Origin of the sequence: Pseudescherichia sp., assembly GCF_031998825.1 — a bacterium.
GTDB lineage: Bacteria > Pseudomonadota > Gammaproteobacteria > Enterobacterales > Enterobacteriaceae > Pseudescherichia.
This window is the reverse complement of record NZ_DAMACX010000055.1, coordinates 1-23,050: the sequence shown is the minus strand read 5'-3', so window position 1 is coordinate 23,050 and position 23,050 is coordinate 1. Positions and strand designations below refer to the sequence as shown.

The following is a 23,050-nucleotide window of genomic DNA, read 5'->3' as shown; positions in this document are numbered from 1 at the left end:
TTGGTGCTATCGCTAACGAAGGCGACATCAGCAGCCGTTACATTGGTAACATCAAGCTGTTCGCTTCCCACTCCACCATCGAGCTGCCGAAAGGCATGCCGGGCGAAGTTCTGCAGCACTTCACCCGCACGCGTATTCTGAACAAGCCGATGAATATGCAGCTGCTGGGCGATGCACAGCCGCACGAACGTGGTGAGCGCCGTGGCGGTGACCGTCCGGCTGGCGAGCGTCGTAGCTTCGGCGGCGGCGAGCGTCGTGAAGGCGGCCGTGGCCCGCGTCGCGAAGGTTCTGCCCCAGCCGGTGCAGGTCGCTTCAGCGGTGAGCGCCGTGAAAGCCGCGGTCCGCGCCGTGATGACGCTTCCACACCGCGCCGTCGTTTCAACAACGACGCGTAAGCGTGTAAGCACAGCAACGTTACTGTAAAGTAAGCGTTCCAGCCCCGATCTCAACAATCGGGGCTTTTTTTATCGGTAATGTACTCATGTACTGGTACAATGCGCAGCGAACCGCATTTTAGAGAGAAGAGAGAATGGCTACGCTTTCCACCACCCATACGACCCCGTCGCTGCTTGGCGGCGTGGTGATCATCGCAGGAACCATTATTGGCGCAGGGATGTTCTCTCTGCCGGTGGTGATGTCAGGCGCCTGGTTCTTCTGGTCGCTTGCGGCGCTGGTCTTTACCTGGTTCTGCATGCTGCACTCCGGGTTGATGATCCTCGAGGCCAACCTCAACTACCGCATCGGATCCAGCTTTGACACCATTACCCGCGACCTGCTGGGCAAGGGCTGGAACCTGGTCAACGGCGTCTCTATCGCCTTTGTGCTCTACATCCTGACCTACGCCTATATCTCGGCGAGTGGCTCGATTCTGCACCACACCTTTTCAGAGATGTCGCTCAACGTCTCGCCGCGCCTGGCGGGGCTGGGGTTTGCGCTGATCGTGGCGTTTATTGTCTGGCTCTCAACCCGCGCGGTTAGCCGCATGACCGCCATCGTGCTGGGCGCTAAGGTCATCACCTTCTTCCTCACCTTCGGCAGCCTGCTGGGGCACGTCGAACCCGCCACGCTGTTTAACGTGGCCGAGAGCAACGCCTCCTACACGCCGTACCTGCTGATGACCCTGCCGTTCTGCCTCGCCTCGTTTGGCTATCACGGCAACGTGCCGAGCCTGATGAAGTACTACGGCAAGGATCCGCGCACGATTACGCGCTGCATTGCCTATGGCTCGCTGCTGGCGCTGGGGCTGTATACCATCTGGTTGCTGGTGACGATGGGAAATATCACTCGGCCGGCCTTTATCGGCATTGCTCAGCAGGGAGGGAATATAGACGTGCTGGTGCAGGCTCTGAGCGGCGTGCTGAACAGCCGCAGTCTGGATCTGCTCCTGGTGGTGTTCTCTAACTTTGCGGTGGCCAGTTCATTCCTGGGGGTGACGCTGGGGCTGTTTGATTACCTGGCCGATCTCTTTGGCTTTGACGACTCCGCCAGCGGCCGCTTCAAAACCGCGCTGCTGACCTTCCTGCCGCCGATTGTCGGTGGGCTGCTGTGGCCGAACGGCTTCCTCTACGCCATCGGCTATGCCGGGCTGGCGGCGACCATCTGGGCAGCCATCGTTCCGGCGCTGCTGGCGCGTGCGTCACGCAAACGCTTCGGTAGCCCCACATTCCGCGTCTGGGGCGGCAAGCCGATGATTGCGCTGATCCTGCTGTTCGGGGTAGGCAACGCCGTAGTGCACCTGCTCTCCAGCTTTAACCTGTTACCCGTGTACCAATAATACCCGTAGGCCCGGTAAGCGTAGCGCCACCGGGCAATTAAAAAAATTACCCCAATAATTCCTCTTTCACCTGCATCGCCAGCTCAAACGAATGCAGCCGCGCCTGATGATCGAAAATCTGGCCGTTGACCATGATCTCATCGGCCTGGGTTTCGCGGAGGATCGACTCCAGCCCGTGACGCACTTTAGTTTTATCCCCCACCAGCGACATGCTCAGCGCCTGCTGAACGCCATACTGCTCGGACGGCGACCAGAAGGACTCCATATCGGCAATCGGCGGCGGCAGCTGGCCGGTTTCACCCCGACGTAGCTTCACAAACGCCTGCTGCATCGAAGTAAACAGGAACTCGGCGTCGCGGTTGCTGTCGGCGGCAACGATGTTGATGCACACCATCGCATAGGGTTTTTCCAGCCGCGCGGAGGGCTTGAAGTTGGTGCGGTAGAGGTGTAACGCCTGGAAGAGCATATCCGGAGCAAAGTGCGAGGCAAAGGCAAACGGCAGCCCCAGCTGGGCAGCAAGCTGGGCGCTATAGAGGCTGGAGCCAAGCAGCCACACCGGGATCTTCTCCCCGTAGCCCGGAACCGGACGCACGTGCGGATTCGGATCGCGGGCGTCAAACCAGTCCACCAGCTCGGCCACGTCGCGCGGGAAGTTATCGATATCGCCGCTCATGTGGCGGCGCAGGGCCATCATGGTCCGCTGGTCGCTGCCCGGCGCACGGCCCAGGCCCAGATCGATACGTCCCGGATAGAGCGCATTCAGGGTGCCAAACTGCTCGGCGATCACCAGCGGAGCGTGGTTAGGCAGCATTACGCCGCCGGAGCCGAGGTGCAGCGTCTGGGTATTAGCGGCCAGGTAGCCAATCAGCACCGACGTCGCCGCGCTGGCGATGCCGGTCATGTTGTGGTGCTCGGCCAGCCAGAAGCGGCGATAGCCGCGCTTCTCTGCCAGCTGGGCTAAGTCCAGAGAGCGTTGGAAGGCATCACGCGCCGTAGCGCCCTGCGGGATCGGGGCTAAATCTAGCACCGAGAAGGAAACGGTTTTGTCAGTCATCATAGGCTCACTTTGTCGACGGCAATCTTTTAATACTGCATTAAAAATTGATTACCGTAGTTAACAAAGTGAGCTTTTTTTCATACCAGCTCGAGACCAGCGAGGCGCTTCCAGTAGCCGTTGCAGTCGCTATTCGCCGCCAGCGGCAGCGGTGCAGCGCCTTTTTCATTGGCACGGAAGGCGTCAATCATGGCGAAAGTTTCCGTCCCCATCGGTGAGAGGCGCACCATATCCACCAGCCCCTGCATTGAGGTCAGCTCATTGCCGAGGTTGTAGATATAGCCGCTCATGGTCTGGATGCCGTTCAGGACAAACACCTGCTGGTTCTCCTGGGAGAGCACGTTGCGCCCGGTGGGGTACTTAATGCAGCAGGTTTCGCACTCGTCCTTAGGGCGATCCTCGGAGCGGGCGGTAAAGCAGCGGGCGGAGTAGGCCAGCGGCAGATGTCCGTAGCTCAATACCTCCACCTCAAACTGCTTACGGATGCCCAGCTCGTCGCACTGATTAAGCAGGTTCGCCAGCCAGTCGCGGGAGAGCTCCACCGGCATACACCAGCGCACCATGCCCTGCTTCAGCAGCAGGCGCAGGGTAAACGCGTTATAGCAATTCAGGGCGTGCCCGGCGACAAACGGCAGCTTACGTTCGGCGCACATGTTCACTACGCCGAGATCGCTCGCCTCCAGCAGGAAGTCGCCGTTCTCCACGTAGCGCTTAAGCTCGCCCAGCTCCGAGGCGGCCTGCACCAGCGCCAGGGTAGAGAGCACCACCTGTTTGCCGCTCCCGGCGAGGGACTTCGCCATCGCCAGCCAGTCGCCTACTTTGGTCGCCCGCCGCTTGCTGCATACCGCTTCGCCCAGGTAGATGGTATCGGCGCTGCTGCTGGCCGCCTGCCGGTAGAAATCCTCCAGCGTCTCTTTTGACCAGTAGTAGAGGACCGGTCCTAATGAATATTTCATTTTATCTCTCACTGCCATTTACGGTGGTATGCGCCAAGGGTGGTCTGCGTGCCTTCAGACATCGCACCGAGGGTCTCCATCCACGCCGGTTGCGGGGCGTAACGCTCTGGCGAGGCGATGCAGCGGTCGATGGCCTGGCGCCATACTTTTGCCACCTGGCTGACGTAGGCCGGGCTGCGCTGGCGTCCCTCGATTTTTACCGAGGCGATATTTGCTGCCAGAAGCTCGGGTAGCAGCTCCAGCGTATTCAGGCTGGTCGGCTCCTCGAGAGCGTGGTAGCGCTCGCCGTCGACGTGATAACGACCTTTGCACAGCGTGGGATAGCCTGCGTTCTCGCCCTCCTGATAGCGGTCAATCAGCACCTCATTGAGGCGCGACTCCAGCCCCTGCGGCGTCTGCTGCCAGCGCACAAAGCGGGCAGGGGAGCAGGCCCCTACGGTATTGGGGGATTCACCGGTTAAATAAGAGGAGAGGTAGCAGCGCCCCTCGGCCATAATGCACAGGCTGCCGAAGGCAAATACCTCCAGCGGAACCGGCGAGGTGCGGGCCAGCTGTTTGACCTGATGAATGGACAGCACGCGGGGCAGCACCACGCGGGCAACGTCAAAGTGGCGATGGTAGAAGCGGATCGCCTCGTCGTTAGTGGCCGAAGCCTGCACCGAGACGTGGCGTTCAATGTGTGGATAGCGCTCGGCGGCGTACTCCAGCATCGCCAGGTCGGCGAGGATCAGCGCGTCGGCCCCCAGCTGGGCGGCCATATCCACCGCCCGCTGCCAGCGAGCGTAGCCGTCGGGATGGGCAAAAGTATTGATCGCAATGTGCAGCTTTTTACGCCGCTGGTGGACAAAATTGACTGCTTCCTGCAGCTTCTTCTCGGTGAAGTTGAGACCCGCAAAATGACGGGCGTTAGTATCATCCTTCAGGCCTATATAAACAGCGTCGGCACCGTTTTCGATAGCCGCCTTTAATGCCGGTAGGTTTCCGGCCGGGCAGAGCAACTCCATAGTGTATCCCAGGTCAGGGGCCGGGTGGCCCGCACGCACCGTAAGGTGCAAAAATTGTTAACGAACTGGGATTTTAGTTAACCCTTCGGCGACAATTTTTGATTTAAGGCAGCTAATCGCGTATTGATGGGGGGAATAGGGGGTAGTTTCATCTGCGCAATTGTTGATTTATGCCGCTATGTGAGTTCGGGGTTATGGCAGAATAGCCAGACTTTTCATATCAGGGAGTAAAGCTTGTGTTGGATATACTGCGCTCACGTCTCGTTCATGCCGCGCCGTCTCTGCTGAGCGTGCCGGTAAAGCTCGCGCCTTTTGCGCTTAAACGTCAGGTGCTGGAGCAGCTTCTGCGCTGGCAGTTTCAGCAGGCGCTGGCGGACGGCGAGCTGGCGTTCCTGGAGGGCCGCTGGTTGAGTATTGAAGTACGCGATATTGGCCTCAGGTGGTTTACTTCCGTTGAGAATGAGCAGTTAATTGTGCGTGAATCTGCCGCTGCCGACGTGAGCTTTAGCGCCGACGCCAGCGATCTGCTGATGATTGCCGCACGCAAGCAGGATCCGGACACGCTGTTCTTCCAGCGCCGGCTGGTGATTGAGGGCGATACCGAACTGGGGTTATACGTTAAGAACCTGATGGACGCCATTGAGCTGGAGCAGATGCCTAAACCGCTGCGCATCATGCTGCTGCAACTGGCGGAGTTCGTCGAGGCTGGCCTGCAAGCGCCGCCTGCGACTAAACCAACTTCTGTAGGTGAGCCATGCTAATTCGAGTCGAAATACCTATCGATGCGCCAGGCATTGATGCACTTCTCCGCCGCGCGTTCGACGGGGATAGCGAAGCTAACCTGGTCCACTCTCTGCGGGAAGACGGCTTGCTTACGCTGGGGCTTGTCGCCACCGATGATGAAGGTCAGGTTGTCGGCTACGTCGCCTTTAGCCCGGTGGACGTTGAGGGGGAAGATCTGCAATGGGTCGGCCTTGCGCCGCTGGCGGTAGATGAGCACTATCGTGGTCAGGGGCTGGCACGTCAACTGGTGTATGAGGGGCTGGATTCGCTCAACGAGTTCGGTTATGCCGCCGTGGTTGCGCTGGGGGAGGCCGACTTCTATCAGCGTCTCGGCTTTGAGCAGGCGGCACACTACGATCTCCACTGCCGCTGGCCGGGCACGGAGAGCGCCTTCCAGGTGCATCGCCTGGCGGATGATGCCCTAAACGGCGTACATGGCCTGGTGGAGTACCACGAGCACTTCAATCGTGTTTAAGCGGCTGGGGCTGCAAGGCCGCCAGCAGCATATCAAACGATCCATCCCCGGCAACGAGGCGCTCTTTCTGGCGCTTCGTTAGCTGCTTGATCCGATACTCGATTTTCAAAGCAAGTGAGCGCTCACCTACTGGTGCTGAAAAGGCCAGCCGCAGCGCCCCTTTGCCGCGCAGCGCCTTTGCCCCTTTTCCTGTCTGATGCTGGGTAAAGCGGCGGGCAACGTCGGTGGTAATGCCGGTATAGAGGGCATCATCGGCGGTACGGATAAGATATAAAAACCAGGGCGTCATAGCGTGATTTAACAGGATTAGGTGGACGCACCTTAGCATGAGGTAGATAAAAAATGGAAACTCTCGCCACCATTCATCGCTGGCTGGCAAAGCAGCACGTGGTCACCTGGTGCGTCGCCAGCGAAGGCGATCTGTGGTGCGCCAACGCTTTTTACTACTACGATCCGCAGCGGGTTGCCTTCTACGTAATGAGTGAGGATCGCACCCGCCATGCGCAGATGAGCGGTCGTCACGCCCCGGTTGCGGGCACGGTTAACGGCCAGCCAAAAACCGTGGCGTTGATCCGCGGCGTGCAGTTTAAAGGTGAGATTCGGCGTCTGGAGGGAGCGGAAAGCGAGGCCGCGCGTGAGCGCTATAACCGTCGCTTTCCGGTTGCCAGAGCGATGTCGGCCCCGGTATGGGAGATCTTACTGGACGAAATAAAATTTACCGACAACACCCTGGGCTTTGGCAAAAAGCTTCACTGGCTACGGGGATCAATTCCCCAGTAGGCGCAGGGTTTCCCGGTTAAACGCAGGCAGATCGTCAGGTGTGCGGCTAGTGATCAGCTGATCGTTATCATTCACCACTTCCTGATCGTAGAACTCCACGCCAGCGTTTTTCAGATCGATAACGATCGGCTTCACCGCCGTCAGCTTGCGTCCGCGAACCACTTCAGCACTGATCAGCAGCTGCGGGCCGTGGCAGATAGCAAATACCGGCTTACCGGAGTTCACAAAGTCGCGGGTAAAGGAGACGAAGCGTTCGTCGCCGCGCAGCGAGTCCGGGGAGTGACCGCCTGGCAGCAGCAGGGCGTCAAACTCCGCTGGGATCACCTCATCAATCGACTTATCGATGGTGATGCTGGCTTCGCCCTGTTTCCCCTTCACGGTTTTCCCGGCTTCCTTCTCAATGGTCACGACTTCGTGGCCCGCTTTACGGTACGCCTCGGCGGGTGAAGTAAATTCTGAATCCTCAAAATCGTCGGTGATCAAGACTGCGATTTTCTTGCCCATGTTTCCTCCATTGTTTTAGCTCTGGATGGGTTATTTCGCCATCTATCGTTAATAATGACGTATGAATAAGTGTGGTTCAGCGACCTCACATTGCAAGGCGGACTAATCTGCAAAAGGAGGCGAGATGAGTCAGGTACTGATTACCGGGGCCACCGGGCTGGTTGGCTCCCACCTGTTACGTATGCTCATTCAGGAGCCGCGGGTCAACTATATTGCCGCCCCGACGCGTCGGCCTCTGTTGGGCATGCCAACGGTCTTTAACCCCTGCGATCGCCAGCTCACCGATGCGCTGGCGCAGGTCACCGATCCGATTGATATCGTCTTCTGCTGCCTCGGCACCACTCGTCGGGAGGCGGGCAGCAAAGAGGCGTTTATTCACGCCGACTACACGCTGGTGGTGGATACCGCGCTGACCGGGCTGCGGCTCGGGGCCAAGCATATGCTGGTCGTCAGCGCGATGGGCGCTAATGCCAGCTCGCCCTTTTTCTATAACCGGGTGAAGGGAAAGATGGAGGAGGCCTTAACCGCCCAGGATTGGCCGCGCCTGACCCTTGCCCGTCCGGCGATGCTGCTGGGCCGCCGGGCGAAACAGCGGTTTGGTGAATCTCTGCTGGGGCCAATGCTGCACCTGCTGCCCGGCAAGTGGAAATCCATTGAGGCCCGCGATGTGGCGCGCGCGATGCTGCTCACGGCGTTCTCTCCCTGCCGTGAGAGGGTCACTGTTTTGTCCTCCGAGCAACTGCATGCGATTGCCATCGGCGAGGAGAATTAACTGTTTCCAAACGTGTCCAGTCAGGCGTAGTATCTTCCGGCTAATAATAATCCATACATCTTTCCGGGGAATGCAATGACTGGTCAGTCTTCATCTCAGGCGGTAACACCTGTCCAATGGTGGAAGCCCGCGCTCTTTTTTCTCGTCGTTATCGTTGGGCTCTGGTACGTAAAGTGGCAGCCCTACTACGGTAAAGCCTTTACCGCCGCTGAAACCCACAGCATCGGCAAATCCATTCTTGCTAACGCCGAAGCCAATCCGCTGCGAGCCGCACTCGATTACGCGATGGTCTACTTCCTCGCGGTCTGGAAAGCAGCGGTGCTGGGCGTCCTTCTCGGCTCACTGGTGCAGGTGCTTATTCCCCGCGACTGGCTGCTGCGCACTCTCGGCCAGAAGCGCGTCGGCGGCACGCTGTTTGGCACGCTCTTCTCTCTGCCGGGCATGATGTGCTCCTGCTGTGCCGCGCCGGTTACCGCCGGGCTGCGCCGCCAGCAGGTGTCGATGGGCGGCGCGCTGGCGTTCTGGATGGGTAACCCGCTGCTCAACCCGGCGACGCTGGTGTTTATGGGCTTTGTGCTGGGCTGGCACTTCGCCCTGATCCGCCTGGTGGCCGGTCTGGCGATCGTGCCGGGCGTGGCCCTGCTGGTACAGCGCTGGGTGAAGGAGAGCGACCGACCGTCACCGTTGCCTGAGACGGTCACCGCCGCCGAGCCGCAGGGCGGATTCATGGCGCGCTGGGGCCGGGCGCTGTGGATGCTGTTCTGGAGCACCATCCCGGTCTACATTCTGGCAGTCCTGCTGCTGGGTGCGGCGCGGGTCTGGCTCTTCCCCCATGCCGATGGCGCTATCGACAACTCGCTGCTGTGGGTGGTGGGGATGGCTATCGTGGGCTGCCTGTTTGTGATCCCAACCGCGGCGGAAATCCCTATTGTACAGACCATGATGATGGCTGGGATGGGCGTGGCTCCCGCGCTGGCGCTGCTCATCACGTTGCCTGCGGTAAGCCTGCCGTCGCTGATTATGCTGCGCAAATCCTTCCCGGCGAAGGCGCTGTGGCTAACCGGTGGACTGGTGGCTGTGAGCGGGATGATTGTGGGTGGTATTGCGTTATTGTGACAGATCGCCAGATGGCGCTGCGCTTATCCGGCCTACGGGATTTGTAGGCCCGGTAAGCTTCGCGCCATCGGGCGTTATTAAGTTACTACTTAATAAAGGTAAATGCCGTAGTGACGTGCTTGACGCCCGACACGCGGCTGGCGGTATCGGCGGCGGCGGCGGCTTCACGCTCCGTCACCAGCCCCAGCAGGAACACCTCGCCGTTTTCGGTGGTCACCTTCACGTTTGACGATTTCACCTGGTCGCTACCCAGCAGCTGGGAGCGGACCTTGGTGGTGATCCAGGTGTCTGACGAGGCGGTACCCAGGCTAATCGGCTGGCCCTGGCGGATCTCGTTATAGACCTCCGTTGCCCCCTCGACGCCCATCGCAATCTGCTTCGCGCGTGAGGCCAGTTCGGTATTCGGTGCCTGGCCGACCAGCAGGACTTTACCCTGGTAAGCGGTCACGTTGATGCGTGCGCTCTTCTTAATCTGCTCATCTTTAGCCAGCGCGCTGTTAACGCGCAGCTCCAGCGTTCCGTCATCAACCTGCGTGCCCACGGTACGCGGATCGGTGGCTGCTTTGGTGCCTACGGCAGCGCTGCCGACCACGGCCGCTGCGACACATCCCTGAAGCAGCAGCGCGGAGAGTATTACCGCAAGGGGCGAAAGTGCCTTCATGTCTACTCCTTAATCATCCTGGTGAGGAAAAAGCGTGTTATCAATCAGATCGCAAAGACAGTTAACCGTCAGCATATGCATCTCGTGAATGCGTGCGCTGCGGTGGGAAGGAATACGAATTTCGACATCCTGTGGCCCCAGAAGACCCGCCAGCTCGCCGCCGTCGTAGCCGGTGAGGGCCACGATGGTCATATCGCGCGTGACGGCTGCCTCAACGGCTTTCACGATATCCCGGCTGTTGCCCCGGGCGGAGATCGCCAGCAGCACGTCGCCGGCATGGCCGAGTGCGCGCACCTGTTTGGCGTAGATCTCATCGTGCAGCCGATCGTTGGCGATCGCGGTTAAGACCACGTTATCGGTATTTAGTGCAATCGCCGGCAGGCTCGGACGCTCGGTTTCGAAGCGATTGATCATGCTGGCAGCAAAATGCTGGGCGTTGGCGGCAGAGGTGCCGTTGCCACAGCAGAGGATTTTGTTACCGTTAAGCAGGGAGTGAACCAGGGTCATGGCTGCACGGGAGATCGCATCCGGCAGGGCTTCCGCCGCCGCAATCTGGGTTTGAATACTTTCCGTAAAGCAGACTTTAATTCTTTCGAGCACGGTGATCCCTTTATGTCAGCTAGTATGAGTGGTCGTTAAAGGCGTCTTGTATCCACTCCACGTCGTTTCCGGTGAAGGCTACCACATCGAACCGGCAATCCACAGTGTCAAAACTCCCATTGTGCCGGGCAAGCCAAAAACGCGCCGCCGACAGGAGTTTCAACTGCTTGCTGCGGGTGATGCTGGCCGCTGCGCCACCGTAGCGGGCCGTTTTACGGTAGCGAACCTCAACAAAGATGGTTGTGGGACCCTGGCGCATAATGAGGTCAATCTCGCCGCCGCGCGAACGCACGTTGGCGGCGATAAAGCGCAGTCCTTTGCCCTCCAGCCAGCGGCGCGCCGTTGCTTCCCACGCGTCGCCGGTCTGTTTACGGCTTAACTGGCCGGGACGATCTGCCCCTGCTGGTATTTGAGCCATGATAACTTCCTGTTAATCACGCAGTCTGGAGTAGCCGAGAGATCGCCGGTGTTGCCGCTGATCTCAAAGCCGGGAACCTGGCGCATCTGGGCGAAGTGGTTGGCCAGCGCCCACGCATCAACGCCCATGGCATACAGGCGTGCCAGCGAGTAGTCGTTGTTGACGCTGCCCAGCGCCTGCTGCATCAGCGCAGGGTTGCTGCCTGCCAGCATCGGGATTTCGCTAAACTGTAACCCCTCCATCTCAAGACGGAAGTCGGGACCTGCACCGCCCTGGGCGCTGCGCGAGCTAGCGTAAAGCGCCGCGCCGCTGTGGCTGCCGGTGCGCATGGCGATCATCGGCTTGATGAGCGCAATCTCGTTCGGCGTCGCCAGGATATAGGCCGCATCGACGTTGCCGCCGCCGGTGATCTGCGCCTCGGTCGGCGGGGCAGGGATGGTCAGGCCTGCGATGGTCACCCCCTGCTGCTGCGGCAGGCTGGAGGCCACCGGCGTGCCGGTCAGAGCGATACCAGACCCGCTGTTAATGCCCATCTTCAGTTCTGCCGTAGAGCCAAACTTCTGCTGCAGCACGGTGCCGCCGCCCAGTTTTTGCCACTCATCGGCAAAGGCGGTGGTGACCCGATCCCCCAGCGAGCTGCGGGGAACCAGCAGCAGCGGCGCGCGGCGGCCCTGATCCCACATATGGTGGGCGGCGTCGCGAGCTTCATCTTCCGGTGAGAGGGCGAAGTAACAGATATTTGCCCGGCTCTCCACCGACTCCGGCTGGTTCAGGGCCAGCACGTTAAGGGCGGTGTTGCTGCGCATCAGCTCTTCAACGTTGCTCTTCAACAGCGGGCCAACCACGATGCTGGCGCCATCCTGCTGGACCTGGTTAAGGATCTGATCGAGCGGCTGCGAGCTGGTGTCATAAATTTTCAGGGCGGCAGAGGGATTCGCCGGCGCGCTGGCTACCGCTGGCGTCGCGGCTGACGGTGCCTGTGTTTCAGGGGTACTTACTGGCGCGGCTGTGTCAGCGGGTGCTGGGGCCTGAGTCGCTTCAGGGGCGGTTACCGGGGCGGCAGGCTGCGTCTGGGTCAGCTCATCCACCGGTGCCTGGGAGGGGCTAACGACGTCAGCCTCTCCCGCTGTCGCCGCCTGGGCAACCTGGACTGGTGTTGCCGGGCCGCTCACGGCTGGTGCGCCGTTCTTCGCCGCTTCAAAACCCTGCTGGATAGCACGGCCATAGACCGCGGCCTGGCCGTTCAGCGGCAGCAGCAGGGCGATTTTGTTGGTAGACGCCGGTTTAAAATTCTGCACGTTGGTTAACGCGGTCGGCAGCATCTTCGCACCGGGGTTTTGCGGATAGCGGGTCTGCCAGTCGCTGATCCCTGCCTTCAGCATGTTTGGATCGGTACGGTTATCGAACCAGACGCGCTGGAGATCGAGCCAGCCCTGTAGCACGTTCTCATCAGCGTTGATCACCAGCGCCTGCGCCTGCTCCGGCGTCATAGAGGAGAGCGCCTGCCAGGTGGCGTCGATATTTTTCTGCTTATCCTTCGCTGCCAGCAGCGGCTCCTGGGCAATTAAGGCCCGCAGCAGCGCCAGCGACGGACGGCCCTGGCTGGCATCAATCTGCGCCTGCCAGTAGCGTGCCAGCTGGTTACCCTCGAAATCAGCGGGCTTCAGCTTATCCAGCAGCGCCTGTGCACCGGCAAAATCCTTCTGCACCAGCTTAAGCTCAACGGCCAGCAGCGACTGCTCCTTACGCTGGGTCTCGGTCAGCTCCTGCGGCAGCTGGTTAAACAGCTCGCCCGCCTGCTGGCTTTTACCCTCTTTCAACAGGGCACGAATGGCGAGTAATTGCCAGTTGGTCTTGGTATCATCAGTGCTTTGCTGCATCTGGCTGAGGTAGAAGCCAGAATCAGCCTGCGCCGTGCCCTGCATGTGCGCACTGCTCTGGTCCGGCGCCTGTGTTCCACAGCCTGCAAAAAGCAGGGCGGCCAGTACGACAGGCAGGCAACGCGCTGCTTTTAAAGGGAAAAATGTTGACTGTACCATTCTGTATCCAGTGATATTTTTTTCGCAATGCTCAATATTAAATCGGCAATACGGATGAAACAATGAAACAACACGAATCGGCGGAGAATTCTCATGGTCAGCTCTATATTGTACCCACGCCAATCGGGAATTTGGCTGATATCACCCAGCGCGCGCTGACCGTGTTGCAAAGCGTTGATTTAGTTGCCGCAGAGGATACCCGCCACACCGGCCTGCTGCTCCAGCACTTCGCCATTAGCGCCCGCCTGTTTGCCCTTCACGACCATAACGAGCAGCAGAAAGCAGAGACGCTGGTCGCAAAGCTTAAGGAGGGGCAAAATATCGCCCTCGTTTCCGACGCCGGAACGCCGCTGATCAACGATCCCGGCTACCACCTGGTACGCTCCTGCCGCGAGGCGGGGATCCGCGTGGTGCCGCTCCCTGGTCCCTGCGCTGCTATCGCCGCCCTCAGCGCCGCCGGGCTGCCGTCGGATCGCTTCTGCTACGAAGGCTTTCTGCCTGCCAAATCCAAAGGCCGCCGCGACACGCTAAAAGCGCTGGAGGCCGAGCCGCGCACCCTGATCTTCTATGAGTCCACCCACCGCCTGCTGGACAGCCTGGAGGACATCTGCACCGTGCTGGGCGAATCCCGCTACGTGGTGCTGGCCCGTGAGCTGACCAAAACCTGGGAGTCGATCCACGGCGCGCCTATCGGCGAGCTGCTGGCGTGGGTGAAGGAGGATGAGAACCGCCGTAAGGGCGAGATGGTGCTGATTATCGAGGGGCATAAGGCCCAGGAGGAGGATCTGCCTGCCGACGCGCTGCGTACCCTGGCGCTGCTCCAGGCGGAGCTGCCGCTGAAAAAAGCCGCTGCGCTGGCCGCTGAGATCCACGGCGTGAAGAAAAACGCCCTCTATAAGTACGCCCTGGAGCAGCAGGGATAAGGTTTATGAGCCGCTATCAGCCGCCGTTTATCATTACGCCACCCATCCTCAATTTGGTGATTGAGGTAGGGGAACTTCTTGGATACTGGGCTGCCCAGACCGGGCGCGCCTCTCCTTTGCTGCGTAAAGAGAACCGGATCCGCACTATTCAGGCTTCGCTGGCTATTGAGCATAACAGCTTAAGCGCTGAGCAGGTCACAGCGATTATGGACGGTAAACGTGTGCTGGCTCCGGCAAAAGATATTCAGGAGGCCAGAAACGCTATTCTGGCGTATGACCACTTTTCAGGCTGGGGGAAAGGGCGGCTTAGCGATCTACTTTCGGCGCACCGCATTCTCATGGCGGGGCTGGTTGATAATCCCGGCAATCTCCGGCAAAACGATGTCGGTATCTATCGCGACAGGATGCTCATCCACATGGCCCCGCCAGCCTCACAGGTTTCCCGGCTGGTCGGTGAACGACTTAACTGGCTGGACAGTACCGAGCTGCATCCGCTAATCGCCAGCTCCGTTTTCCACTATGAGTTCGAGTTTATTCACCCTTTTGCCGACGGCAACGGGCGTATAGGGCGCCTATGGCAAACGTTGATCTTGAGCACCTGGCGGCCCGAAATGGCCTGGCTACCGGTAGAGACGTTGATCCATTACCAGCAGGAGCGGTATTACCAGGTATTGGGCGAATGCGATCGAGCCAGTGACTGCACCCTATTTATCGAGTTTATGCTGGGAAACATTGCAGCGGCACTGAAAGAGGGACTAAATTCAGCGTCGAAAATGTCGGAAGAAATGTCGGAAGAAATGTCGGAATAAATGTCGGAAGAAAAGGTGCTTGAGTTGTCACCTAAAACGCAGGCGTATCTTGTCTGGCTACGTCGGCATCCGACCAGCACGATTGCCGACATGGCCACACGATTTGGCGTAACGACACGCACGGTGGAACGTCAGCTCCAGACGCTGCAAAAATAGGGCAGGCTGGAGCGCATCGGTTCAACCAAAAGCGGCTACTGGCGTCTTATTGATTAACGTACCGTAGCGCCGCCCGGAGTTTCGCAAGGGTAATTTCCTGGCGAACCTTTGCCGCACGCGCTGCGATCCTTTCCTGGCTTTCCGGTGAGCGTTGTGCAAGCAACTGTTTAAGCGTCGCCATTTTCTTTGACCTCCAGTAAAATCAGATGCAATTTATACTCGGCATCGGCTAACACGATCATAGGATATATATTTATAGCGTTTTCTGGTAGGGCTTTCGCTAATTATTGGTAAGGATTTATCTTTCATCTCAGTGATATTTTCTCTACATTTATTCATTATCTAAATAATTGATATCCTCAACTAGGGTGCTAGCATAGCGCTCTATAGGGAGGGCTATAAATGGTTATTAAAAACAGCATAGAAAGAGGCGGGTTAAGACGCCTGAGCTTGGGTGAGATTAACCTGGCTAGTACGTTTTACGGTTACACAATCCACTACAATAAAATCTGGATCCATAGAGGTAGCTATTTACCTTTTAACATGCAAAGTAATAATACTGCAATGACACCTAACGGGGAAATGTGGTTTCAAGAAGGGGTATATGAAAATGATTTTGCTATGCCTAAGAGAGACAGAATAGGGCAGCAACATATATTTCTACATGAGATGATGCATGTATGGCAGCAGCAAAGGGGAATGTGGGTAAGATTTAGAGGGGCGTTTTCATGGGCTGCTGATTATACCTACTTACTTGACCAAGAAAAACTAAGTGACTATTCAATGGAGCAGCAAGCCTGTATCGTTAGCGATTATTGGTTGTTAAAAACATATGGATTCTATGGAAACACATATCTTATTAAGCTTAGGGATTATAGTTGTGATATTTCAGATAGTGAGCTAATAAAGGATTATAAAGAAATACTTGGGAGTTTCCCATCATGAAAAAAAGAGTTTTTCTTCCTGCAGTGCTAGCGCTTACTGGATGTCCTGGAGGAGAGCAGTTAGGTGCTGGAGAATGGAGGTCTATCTATATAGAGGGAGAAAATGTATGTTTCACCGTCAAGAGAGAGGAGGTGTTAACGCGTTATTCATTAGCTATAAATAATAAAGATTATAAAGTGCTAATAGTTGAGGAGGGGGTTAATCTGACCTATCCCAAAACATGCTTTAATGTTCAGCTAAACAGAGGGGTTGTATATTCTGCTACCTATGCAATAAGTGATAAAAATTACACCTACTCTTTCATCATTGATAATGAAGGTAATCTTTTAGATTTAGGGAGATAGAAATATGTCATTGCCAGCCTATTTGTTTTTATATGATGAGAACGGCATGCAAGTTAATGGAGGAAGCTTAGCATCAGGAAGGGAAGGGGCTATAGAAGTAATGAGTAGTAGTTATGGTGTTGCACAACCTGTAGATCCACACACAGGAAGAATGGGAGGAACTCGGCAACATGAACCTTATGTTATTCATAAGCAGATAGACAGGTTATCACCCTATCTGGCTATTTGCGTCTGCGAAGGGCGTAGACTCCAGAAAGCAGAGATGAGATATTACGAAACTACGGAAGCAGGAATAGAAAGGGAAGTGTATAGGGTTACTATGAGTGATGTCGTAGTGATGTATATTAATGCTAATCACACTTATATTCCTGGCTCTAACAGCTCGAATATGATTGAAACGTTTGGTCTTAGGTTTGCTGGTATTGAGTGGTTCTATTTAGACGGTGTAATTAAATATAATGATTCATGGAATAAGCCAGCCAGGAACGCGTAACCGAAATGATTAAAGCCCCGTTAGGGGCTTCTTTATAAATGATGATGAGGAGTTGATTCAGGCCGTTAAAACCGTTTCATCACGTCACCGGAGCCGGGTTAAACACTGCCAGCTGGTTGTGCAGGCCCCACTGATCCGAGAAGGTTTTCTTCCGGCCGCTGGCCACGTCAAGGATGAAGCGGAACAGCTTCCAGCCCACGTCCTCAATGCTCTCTTCCCCAGTCGCAATCGTTCCGGCGTTGATATCCATCAGATCGTACCAGCGGTTAGCCAGCTCGGTACGGGTCGCCATTTTGATTACCGGCACCGCCACCAGGCCGTACGGCGTACCGCGCCCGGTGGTGAACACCTGAACGGTGATCCCGGAGGCCACCTGCTGGGTACCGCAGACAAAGTCGCTGGCAGGGGTAGCCGCGTAGATCAAACCGCGCTTCGTTGGGCGCTGGCCCGGCGAGAGCACTTCCACGATGGCGCTCTGACCAGATTTAGCGATAGAGCCAAGCGCTTTCTCAACCACGTTAGCCAGGCCGCCTTTCTTGTTACCCGGAGAGGGGTTGGCGCTGCGGTCGGTTTTACCCATGTCGAGATAGTTATCGTACCAGGCCATCTCCTCCAGCAGGCGTTTGCCCACCTCTTCGTTGATGGCGCGCGGGGTGAGCAGATGAATAGCATCGCGCACCTCGGTGACTTCCGAGAACATCACCGTCGCGCCGCAGCGGACCAGCAGGTCAGAGGCATAGCCCACCGCCGGGTTAGCGGTTACGCCGGAGAAGGCGTCGCTGCCGCCGCACTGCATCCCGACCACTAACTCCGAGGCCGGGCAGGTTTCGCGCTGGCGAGCGTTGAGCTTGATCAGGTGGCGCTCGGCAACCTGAAGAATATCGTCAACCATCGAGCGGAAGCCGACGTGCTGCTCATCCTGCAGGCGCACGATGCTGGCGCTGTCGACCGCGATAGCCTGCACGTCTTCCGTTCCCTGCAGCAGGCGCTCTGGTTGGAGCTTCTCGCAGCCGAGGCCCACCACCATCACTTCGCCGCCAAAGTTAGGGTTGAGGGCGATGTTATGGATGGTGCGGATAGGCACCACCGCTGCCGGGGCGTTGATCGCCACGCCGCAGCCATAAAGGTGATTCAGGCCGACTACGCCGTCAACGTTCGGGTATTTCGGCAGCAGGTCGCGCTCGATAATTTTAACCACGTAGTCCACCACGCCCGCGACGCAGTGTACGCTGGTGGTGATACCCAGCAGGTTTTTCGTCCCGACGCTGCCGTCGGCGTTGCGGTAGCCTTCAAAGGTGTAACCCTCAAGGGCGGGCAGCGGCTCCGGTACCCTGGTGGCCAGCGGTAGGGTATCCAGCGGCGGCGCTGTCGGTAGTTCTACGGTGGACTCATCGATCCAGCTACCCCGGGCAATATCGCGCACCGCGTAGCCGATCACTTCACCGTAGCGGACAATGTCGCCGTGCACGGGAATATCCACCAGCGCCACTTTATGCCCCTGCGGGATATGCTCAATGAGTTCAAGCCCATCCGGGAAACGCGTCCCGGCTCTTAAGCCATTGTCATTGACAATAATCGCCACGTTATCGGTTTCATGAACCTTAATATAAAACGCTGTTGGCGATTCTTGTCTAATTTCGATGTCGGCCATTGTCCAGTATTCTCCAGCCAGGTGTGAGATAACAAAAACGGTAAAGTGTGGATCGCGTTTCTCATTATTAGAAATAAAAAGACACTGCTATGGAATAATAGTGTCAGGAGTTTCTGGTTAAGAACGTGATCCAGATCACTCATTATTGTTGTAACAGGCCCTGCGGCAGGGCGAATGCCTAAATCTGTGGATCAGCGCCCAGCGACTTGTGCATATGCTCAATATAATCGCTTAAAGTCATTTATTAATTGAGCAAAGCAACAATGCGTGATGTTTGTGGCCTGATTATACTGATTCACGATTTCATTGCATCTGGTTAGTTACCTGATATTACCTGCTATCGATAAATAATCAGGAAAATACACCTCATATAACGATAAGAATAGAGTACCGTGCCCGAGGATTAATAAATGATACTGGATACTGCCGTTGAATCAAAAAAGGGTATGCCTACCCGCTATTTAATCTTGCTCATTATCTTTATCGTTACGGCGATTAACTATGCCGACCGCGCGACGCTCTCTATCGCCGGAACCGAAGTCGCCAAAGAGCTGCAGCTCAGCGCCGTCTCTATGGGCTACATCTTCTCCGCCTTCGGCTGGGCCTACCTGCTGATGCAGATCCCCGGCGGCTGGCTGCTGGACCGCTACGGTTCGAAGAAAGTGTACACCTACAGCCTCTTCTTCTGGTCGCTGTTCACCTTTCTGCAAGGCTTTGTTGATGTTTTCCCGCTGGCCTGGGCCGGCGTGTCGATGTTTATCATGCGCTTTATGCTCGGCTTCTCTGAAGCGCCTTCGTTCCCGGCGAACGCCCGTATTGTTGCCGCGTGGTTCCCAACCAAAGAGCGCGGCACGGCGTCGGCTATTTTCAACTCTGCCCAGTACTTCTCTCTGGCGCTCTTCTCCCCGCTGCTGGGCTGGCTGACCTTCGCCTGGGGCTGGGAGCATGTGTTTACCGTCATGGGCGTGATTGGCTTTGTGCTGACCGGTATGTGGGTGAAATTTATCCATAACCCGACCGACCATCCGAACATGTCCGCCAACGAGCTGGAGTACATCACCAAAGGCGGTGCGGTGGTCGATATGGACCACAAAAAGCCGGGTGCGGCGGCTGGCGGTCCGAAAATGCACTACATCAAGCAATTATTGACCAACCGCATGATGCTGGGCGTGTTCTTCGGTCAGTATTTTATCAACACCATCACGTGGTTCTTCCTCACCTGGTTCCCTATCTACCTGGTGCAGGAGAAAGGGATGTCGATTCTGAAAGTGGGCCTGGTGGCCTCCATCCCGGCGCTGTGCGGCTTTGCCGGTGGCGTACTGGGCGGGGTCTTCTCGGATCACCTGATCAAACGTGGCGCAACCATCACCCTGGCGCGTAAGCTGCCTATCGTACTGGGCATGCTGCTGGCGTCGAGCATCATTCTGTGTAACTACACCAATAACACGACCCTGGTGGTCACGCTGATGGCGCTGGCATTCTTCGGGAAAGGGTTTGGTGCCCTCGGCTGGCCGGTCATCTCCGACACCGCGCCAAAAGAGATTGTTGGACTTTGCGGCGGGGTGTTCAACGTATTTGGCAATGTGGCCTCCATTGTCACTCCGCTGGTAATTGGTTACCTGGTCAGCGAGCTGCACTCCTTTAACGCTGCTCTGGTGTTCGTCGGCTGTTCAGCACTGATGGCGATGTTCTGCTACCTGTTCGTGGTGGGCGACATCAAGCGTATGGAACTGCGGAATTAAGCAACGGTTACTTCAAGGTATAGATGATGACTAACGATATCTTCCCAAACAAATTCAAGGCTGCGCTGGCAGCACATCAGATTCAGATTGGCTGCTGGTCCGCGCTGGCAAGCCCGATCAGCACCGAAGTGCTGGGCCTGGCGGGCTTTGACTGGCTGGTGCTGGACGGCGAACATGCGCCGAACGATGTCACGACCTTTATCCCGCAGCTGATGGCCCTGAAGGGCAGCAGCAGCGCACCGGTGGTTCGCGCCCCGGCTAACGATCCGATTGCCATTAAGCGCCTGCTGGATATCGGCTTCTACAACTTCCTGATCCCGTTTGTCGAGAGCGAAGAGGAGGCCGTACTGGCAGTAGCCTCTACCCGCTATCCGCCTGAGGGCATTCGCGGCGTATCGGTCTCCCACCGTGCCAACATGTTTGGCACCGTGCCGGACTACTTCGGCCAGGCGAACAAGAACATCACCATTCTGGTACAGATTGAGAGCCAGCAGGGCGTGGATAACGTGGATGCTATCGCCGCCACCGACGGCGTGGACGGCATCTTCGTTGGCCCAAGCGACCTTGCTGCCGCGCTGGGCCACTTAGGCAATGCATCGCATCCGGAAGTACAGCGTTGCATCCAGCACATCTTTGCCCGTGCGAAAGCGCACGGTAAGCCGAGCGGCATCCTCGCGCCGGTAGAGGCCGATGCGCGTCGTTACCTGGAGTGGGGCGCAACCTTCGTTGCCGTTGGCAGCGATCTGGGCGTATTCCGCGCCGGAACCCAGCGCTTAGCTGATTCATTTAAGAAATAACCACCACCGAACTGAAGAGAGAGACGCACTATGACACTGAAAGTTGGTTTTATTGGCCTGGGCATTATGGGTAAACCAATGAGTAAAAACCTCATTAAAGCCGGTTACTCGCTGGTGGTTTCTGACCGTAATCATGAGGCGGTTGCTGAAGTGATTGCCGCCGGTGCAGAAACTGCCTCTACGGCAAAAGAGATTGCCGAGCAGTGTGATGTGATCATCACCATGCTGCCGAACTCCCCGCACGTAAAAGAGGTGGCGCTGGGTGAAGGCGGCATTATCGAAGGCGCGAAAGCGGGCACTGTGCTGATCGACATGAGCTCCATTGCACCGCTGGCCAGCCGTGAAATCAGCGATGCGCTGCAGGCGAAAGGCGTACAGATGCTCGACGCCCCGGTGAGCGGCGGCGAACCGAAAGCGATCGACGGCACGCTCTCCGTGATGGTTGGCGGCGACAAGGCGCTGTTCGATAAGTACTACGATCTGCTGAAAGCGATGGCGGGCTCGGTGGTGCACACCGGCGATATCGGCGCGGGCAACGTGACCAAGCTGGCAAACCAGGTGATCGTGGCGCTGAACATTGCCGCCATGTCTGAAGCGCTGAGCCTGGCAACCAAAGCTGGCGTGAACCCGGATCTGGTGTTCCAGGCTATCCGCGGCGGCCTGGCGGGCAGCACCGTGCTGGAGGCGAAAGCGCCGATGGTGCTGGATCGCAACTTCAAGCCCGGTTTCCGTATCGATCTGCACATCAAAGATCTGGCGAACGCGCTGGATACCTCCCACGGCGTGGGCGCGCAGCTGCCGCTGACCGCAGCGGTGATGGAGATGATGCAGGCGCTGCGCGCTGACGGTCACGGCAACGACGACCATAGCGCCCTTGCGTGCTACTACGAAAAACTGGCGAAGGTAGAAATCGCTCGCTAACAAAAAACGGGCGCGGCGACGCGCCCGGAATCTATGCCGCGTGCAGTAACAGGCTACTGATATGAAAATCGTAATCGCCCCAGACTCTTATAAAGAAAGCCTCTCTGCTACCGAGGTAGCCCAGGCGATAGAAAAAGGCTTCCGGGAAATTTTTCCGGACGCGCAGTATGTCTCCGTTCCGGTCGCCGACGGTGGAGAAGGAACGGTTGAGGCGATGATTGCCGCTACCCAGGGCGCGGAGCATACGGCGTCGGTGACCGGCCCGCTGGGGGAGCGCGTTGACGCCCGCTGGGGGATGTCCGGCGACGGTAACACCGCCTTTATCGAGATGGCCGCCGCCAGCGGACTGGCCCTCGTGCCACCTGAACAACGTAACCCGTTGATTACCACCTCGCGCGGCACCGGGGAGCTGATCCTGCGCGCGCTGGAGCATGGTGCACGGAATATCATTATTGGCATCGGCGGCAGCGCCACTAACGACGGCGGCGCGGGCATGGTGCAGGCACTGGGCGCGAAGCTGTGCGATGCGAACGGCACCGAGATCGGCCACGGCGGCGGCAGCCTGATGAGCCTTAACACCATCGATATCAGCGGGCTGGATCCGCGTCTGGCAGCGTGTACCATCCGTGTCGCCTGCGATGTGACGAACCCGCTGACGGGGGAACAGGGCGCATCGCGCATCTTTGGCCCGCAGAAAGGGGCCACCGAAGCGCAGATCGTTGAGCTGGACAGCAATCTCAATCACTACGCCGACGTGATTAAAAGATCCCTGCGCGTGGATGTTAAAGATGTACCTGGCGCGGGCGCGGCGGGCGGCATGGGCGCAGCGCTGATGGCTTTCCTTGGCGCAGAGCTACGCAGCGGCATTGAGATCGTCACCCAGGCGCTGAACCTGGAAGAGCATATTCACGACTGCACGCTGGTGGTCACCGGCGAGGGTCGAATTGACAGCCAGAGCATTCACGGCAAGGTGCCCGTGGGCGTGGCGAAGGTTGCCAAGAAATACCATAAGCCGGTGATCGGCATTGCGGGCAGCCTGACGCGGGACGTGGGCGTTGTGCATCAGTACGGTATCGATGCGGTATTTAGCGTGCTGACCAGCATCGGCACGTTGGAAGAGGCCTTCCGGGGCGCATTCGACAATATCTATCGCGCTTCACGCAACATTGCCGCGACCCTGCGAGTCGGGATGTTGACGGAGGGGTGACAGCAGGGCGTAAACCCTCTATACTTCGCGCCGAAGCTGACCAGACAGTCGCCGCTTCGTCGTCGTCCTCCTTCGGGGGAGACGGGCGGAGGGGAGGAAAGTCCGGGCTCCATAGGGCAAGGTGCC

The 23,050-nt window shown here is 57.7% G+C and carries 26 protein-coding genes and 2 pseudogenes; 17 read left to right on the top strand and 11 right to left on the bottom strand.

The genetic code is table 11. The features are described 5' to 3' along the window. Positions 1 to 395: DbpA RNA binding domain-containing protein (locus RTP97_RS18570; RefSeq protein WP_312416285.1), on the top strand; the 395-nt coding region annotated here is incomplete at its 5' end. 134 nt (positions 396 to 529) lie between these two features. Continuing rightward, positions 530 to 1,774 (top strand): tryptophan permease, encoded by a 1,245-nt coding sequence (mtr, locus tag RTP97_RS18565; protein ID WP_312416282.1) that lies wholly within the window; start codon positions 530 to 532, stop codon positions 1,772 to 1,774. 46 nt (positions 1,775 to 1,820) lie between these two features. On the opposite strand, the gene RTP97_RS18560 is transcribed toward mtr, so the two are convergent. From RTP97_RS18560 to RTP97_RS18550, 3 genes are all read right to left on the bottom strand, one after another. Beyond that, positions 1,821 to 2,828 (bottom strand): luciferase-like monooxygenase, encoded by a 1,008-nt coding sequence (locus RTP97_RS18560; protein WP_312416287.1) that lies wholly within the window; start codon positions 2,826 to 2,828, stop codon positions 1,821 to 1,823. An 80-nt stretch (positions 2,829 to 2,908) separates the two neighbouring features. Further along, a complete protein-coding gene (locus RTP97_RS18555) occupies positions 2,909 to 3,784 on the bottom strand; it encodes a U32 family peptidase (RefSeq protein ID WP_312416279.1) in 876 nt (291 codons plus the stop codon). 8 nt (positions 3,785 to 3,792) lie between these two features. Then, positions 3,793 to 4,788, bottom strand: coding sequence for a peptidase U32 family protein (locus RTP97_RS18550; protein WP_312416278.1), 996 nt, complete (start codon positions 4,786 to 4,788; stop codon positions 3,793 to 3,795). A 236-nt stretch (positions 4,789 to 5,024) separates the two neighbouring features. On the opposite strand from RTP97_RS18550, the gene RTP97_RS18545 reads away from it, so the two are divergent. Further along, a complete protein-coding gene (locus RTP97_RS18545) occupies positions 5,025 to 5,549 on the top strand; it encodes an SCP2 domain-containing protein (protein ID WP_312416276.1) in 525 nt (174 codons plus the stop codon). Continuing rightward, a complete protein-coding gene (locus RTP97_RS18540; RefSeq protein WP_312416273.1) occupies positions 5,543 to 6,046 on the top strand; it encodes an N-acetyltransferase in 504 nt (167 codons plus the stop codon). Before RTP97_RS18545 ends, RTP97_RS18540 begins: the two co-directional genes overlap by 7 nt. On the opposite strand, the gene RTP97_RS18535 is transcribed toward RTP97_RS18540, so the two are convergent. Continuing rightward, a complete protein-coding gene (locus RTP97_RS18535) occupies positions 6,033 to 6,374 on the bottom strand; it encodes a GIY-YIG nuclease family protein (RefSeq protein WP_312416271.1) in 342 nt (113 codons plus the stop codon). The two genes, RTP97_RS18540 and RTP97_RS18535, sit on opposite strands and share 14 nt — an antisense overlap. Positions 6,375 to 6,388: 14 nt before the next feature. Between RTP97_RS18535 and RTP97_RS18530 the strand changes: the two genes are divergently transcribed. Next, positions 6,389 to 6,826 carry a YhbP family protein gene (locus tag RTP97_RS18530; protein WP_312416269.1) on the top strand — a complete coding sequence of 146 codons (438 nt, stop codon included), beginning with the start codon at positions 6,389 to 6,391 and terminating at the stop codon, positions 6,824 to 6,826. Here the strand turns inward: RTP97_RS18530 and RTP97_RS18525 are convergent. Continuing rightward, entirely contained in the window at positions 6,812 to 7,330 is a 519-nt protein-coding gene (locus RTP97_RS18525; RefSeq protein WP_312416267.1) for a type 1 glutamine amidotransferase domain-containing protein, read from the bottom strand. The genes RTP97_RS18530 and RTP97_RS18525 overlap by 15 nt on opposite strands. Before the next feature lie 124 nt (positions 7,331 to 7,454). On the opposite strand from RTP97_RS18525, the gene RTP97_RS18520 reads away from it, so the two are divergent. Both RTP97_RS18520 and RTP97_RS18515 read left to right on the top strand, forming a co-directional pair. Beyond that, entirely contained in the window at positions 7,455 to 8,102 is a 648-nt protein-coding gene (locus RTP97_RS18520; protein ID WP_312416264.1) for an NAD-dependent epimerase/dehydratase family protein, read from the top strand. Between the two features lie 75 nt (positions 8,103 to 8,177). Further along, the gene (locus RTP97_RS18515) at positions 8,178 to 9,218 is read left to right on the top strand and encodes a permease (RefSeq protein WP_312416261.1); all 1,041 of its coding nucleotides are present in this window, start codon (positions 8,178 to 8,180) and stop codon (positions 9,216 to 9,218) included. Positions 9,219 to 9,303: 85 nt separating this feature from the next. On the opposite strand, the gene dolP is transcribed toward RTP97_RS18515, so the two are convergent. The 4 genes from dolP to RTP97_RS18495 are packed head-to-tail and all read right to left on the bottom strand — an operon-like array spanning position 9,304 to position 12,936. After that, positions 9,304 to 9,879: a division/outer membrane stress-associated lipid-binding lipoprotein gene (gene dolP / locus RTP97_RS18510; protein ID WP_312416257.1), complete on the bottom strand. Its 576-nt coding sequence runs from the start codon at positions 9,877 to 9,879 to the stop codon at positions 9,304 to 9,306. 9 nt (positions 9,880 to 9,888) lie between these two features. Then, the gene (gene diaA, locus RTP97_RS18505; protein ID WP_103821315.1) at positions 9,889 to 10,479 is read right to left on the bottom strand and encodes a DnaA initiator-associating protein DiaA; all 591 of its coding nucleotides are present in this window, start codon (positions 10,477 to 10,479) and stop codon (positions 9,889 to 9,891) included. Positions 10,480 to 10,498: 19 nt separating this feature from the next. After that, the gene (locus RTP97_RS18500; RefSeq protein WP_312416255.1) at positions 10,499 to 10,897 is read right to left on the bottom strand and encodes a YraN family protein; all 399 of its coding nucleotides are present in this window, start codon (positions 10,895 to 10,897) and stop codon (positions 10,499 to 10,501) included. Next, entirely contained in the window at positions 10,855 to 12,936 is a 2,082-nt protein-coding gene (locus RTP97_RS18495) for a penicillin-binding protein activator (protein ID WP_312416252.1), read from the bottom strand. Before RTP97_RS18495 ends, RTP97_RS18500 begins: the two co-directional genes overlap by 43 nt. Before the next feature lie 62 nt (positions 12,937 to 12,998). On the opposite strand from RTP97_RS18495, the gene rsmI reads away from it, so the two are divergent. The 3 genes and pseudogenes from rsmI (at position 12,999) to RTP97_RS21465 (ending at position 14,824) form a co-directional block, all read left to right on the top strand. Then, positions 12,999 to 13,859, top strand: a complete 861-nt coding sequence (gene rsmI / locus RTP97_RS18490; RefSeq protein ID WP_312416250.1) for a 16S rRNA (cytidine(1402)-2'-O)-methyltransferase — start codon at positions 12,999 to 13,001, stop codon at positions 13,857 to 13,859. Between the two features lie 5 nt (positions 13,860 to 13,864). Beyond that, positions 13,865 to 14,665, top strand: a pseudogene (locus tag RTP97_RS18485) (Fic family protein); the annotation flags it as partial. Positions 14,666 to 14,692: 27 nt separating this feature from the next. Continuing rightward, entirely contained in the window at positions 14,693 to 14,824 is a 132-nt protein-coding gene (locus RTP97_RS21465; RefSeq protein ID WP_409455959.1) for an HTH domain-containing protein, read from the top strand. A gap of 61 nt (positions 14,825 to 14,885) precedes the next feature. Here the strand turns inward: RTP97_RS21465 and RTP97_RS21460 are convergent. After that, positions 14,886 to 15,005: pseudogene (locus RTP97_RS21460) on the bottom strand (transcriptional regulator); the annotation flags it as partial. A 221-nt stretch (positions 15,006 to 15,226) separates the two neighbouring features. Here RTP97_RS21460 and RTP97_RS18480 point away from each other — a divergent pair. The 3 genes from RTP97_RS18480 to RTP97_RS18470 are packed head-to-tail and all read left to right on the top strand — an operon-like array spanning position 15,227 to position 16,606. Next, positions 15,227 to 15,769, top strand: coding sequence for a type IV secretion protein Rhs (locus tag RTP97_RS18480; protein ID WP_312416248.1), 543 nt, complete (start codon positions 15,227 to 15,229; stop codon positions 15,767 to 15,769). Then, positions 15,766 to 16,113 (top strand): putative T6SS immunity periplasmic lipoprotein, encoded by a 348-nt coding sequence (locus tag RTP97_RS18475; protein ID WP_312416245.1) that lies wholly within the window; start codon positions 15,766 to 15,768, stop codon positions 16,111 to 16,113. Before RTP97_RS18480 ends, RTP97_RS18475 begins: the two co-directional genes overlap by 4 nt. 4 nt (positions 16,114 to 16,117) lie before the next feature. Continuing rightward, the gene (locus tag RTP97_RS18470) at positions 16,118 to 16,606 is read left to right on the top strand and encodes a type VI secretion system tube protein Hcp (RefSeq protein ID WP_312416242.1); all 489 of its coding nucleotides are present in this window, start codon (positions 16,118 to 16,120) and stop codon (positions 16,604 to 16,606) included. A gap of 79 nt (positions 16,607 to 16,685) precedes the next feature. Here the strand turns inward: RTP97_RS18470 and garD are convergent, their stop codons facing one another. Continuing rightward, a complete protein-coding gene (gene garD / locus RTP97_RS18465; RefSeq protein WP_312416239.1) occupies positions 16,686 to 18,257 on the bottom strand; it encodes a galactarate dehydratase in 1,572 nt (523 codons plus the stop codon). A gap of 410 nt (positions 18,258 to 18,667) precedes the next feature. Here garD and RTP97_RS18460 point away from each other — a divergent pair, with 410 nt between their 5' ends. The 4 genes from RTP97_RS18460 (at position 18,668) to garK (ending at position 22,924) form a co-directional block, all read left to right on the top strand. After that, entirely contained in the window at positions 18,668 to 19,999 is a 1,332-nt protein-coding gene (locus RTP97_RS18460) for an MFS transporter (RefSeq protein ID WP_312416236.1), read from the top strand. 26 nt (positions 20,000 to 20,025) lie between these two features. Further along, on the top strand, positions 20,026 to 20,796 hold the full coding sequence (gene garL, locus RTP97_RS18455) for a 2-dehydro-3-deoxyglucarate aldolase (protein WP_042390201.1): 771 nt from the start codon (positions 20,026 to 20,028) through the stop codon (positions 20,794 to 20,796). A 30-nt stretch (positions 20,797 to 20,826) separates the two neighbouring features. Next, on the top strand, positions 20,827 to 21,717 hold the full coding sequence (garR, locus tag RTP97_RS18450; protein ID WP_312212025.1) for a 2-hydroxy-3-oxopropionate reductase: 891 nt from the start codon (positions 20,827 to 20,829) through the stop codon (positions 21,715 to 21,717). A gap of 61 nt (positions 21,718 to 21,778) precedes the next feature. Further along, positions 21,779 to 22,924, top strand: a complete 1,146-nt coding sequence (gene garK / locus RTP97_RS18445; protein WP_312416233.1) for a glycerate 2-kinase — start codon at positions 21,779 to 21,781, stop codon at positions 22,922 to 22,924. Positions 22,925 to 23,050: the final 126 nt, after the last annotated feature.